General features: G+C 67.9%; 1 protein-coding gene. It reads left to right on the top strand.

What is annotated here, in order from left to right; all coding sequences use genetic code 11:
- Nucleotides 1–63: 63 nt before the first annotated feature.
- On the top strand, nucleotides 64–1,042 hold a 979-nt coding region (locus EOB49_RS34090), incomplete at its 3' end, for an AMP-binding protein (RefSeq protein WP_164781939.1).

Raw genomic sequence — 1,042 nt, 5'->3', positions numbered from 1 at the left:
TCGGGCAAGCTCTCAGACGACAGCGCCGCATGGGGAGATGCAGCGCCGCCAGGGAGGACTGCCATGACCAACACACCGGCGCTGCCGCGCTATGTCGATGCCATTGCTCACTTTCGCATCGAGGACGAAATCGCCCGACTTCAGGGCGATCCCGCGACCGGCATCAATGCCTGCATCGAATGCTGCGATCGCCATACCGGCCAGAACCGGCTGGCGCTGCGCGCGATCTCCGCCGCTGGCGAGCTGCGGGAATTCAGTTTCGACGACCTCAAGGACATGTCCGCGCGCGTCGGCAACATGCTGAGAGCGGCTGCCGTCGGTCCCGGCGATGTCGTCGCCGGCATGCTGCCGCGCATTCCCGAACTGGTGGCGCTCATCCTCGGCACCTGGCGCATCGGCGCGGTCTACCAGCCGCTGTTCACCGCTTTCGGCCCGAAGGCCATCGACCACCGGCTGAAGACCAGCGGCGCGAAGCTCGTCGTCACCAATATGGCCAACCGCGGCAAACTCGACGAGGTGGAGGACTGCCCTCGGGTTGCGACCATCCTTGCCCCCGGCGAGGCCTTGCCGGCCGGCGACATCGATTTGCGCGCCGCCTTCGCCGCCGCCGCGCCCGACTGCCAGCCGGTGATGCGCAAGGGCGACGATTTGTTCATGATGATGTCGACCTCGGGCACGACAGGTTTCCCGAAGGGCGTTCCGGTGCCGCTCAGCGCACTGCTGGCCTTCGGCGCCTATATGCGCGATGCGATCGGGCTGCGGCCCGACGAGGTCTTCTGGAACATCGCCGACCCTGGGTGGGCCTACGGCCTCTATTACGCCATCACCGGCCCGCTGCTGCTCGGCATCGCCACGACCTTCAACGAGGGCGCCTTCACCGCCAAAAGCACCTACGACATCATCGAGCGCCTCGGCGTCACCAGCCTTGCCGGCTCGCCCACCGCCTTCCGCCTGCTGCTGGCCGAAGGACCCGAGGCCGCCGCCCGCGTCAAGGGCCGCCTGCGCGTGGTGAGCAGCGCCGGCGAGCCGCTCAACCCAGAAG

This window comes from Mesorhizobium sp. M7A.F.Ca.MR.148.00.0.0 (assembly GCF_003997735.1).
Classification (GTDB): Bacteria; Pseudomonadota; Alphaproteobacteria; order Rhizobiales; family Rhizobiaceae; genus Mesorhizobium.
The sequence above is the reverse complement of the archived record's forward strand: the minus strand, read 5'-3'. Positions and strand labels throughout refer to the sequence as shown.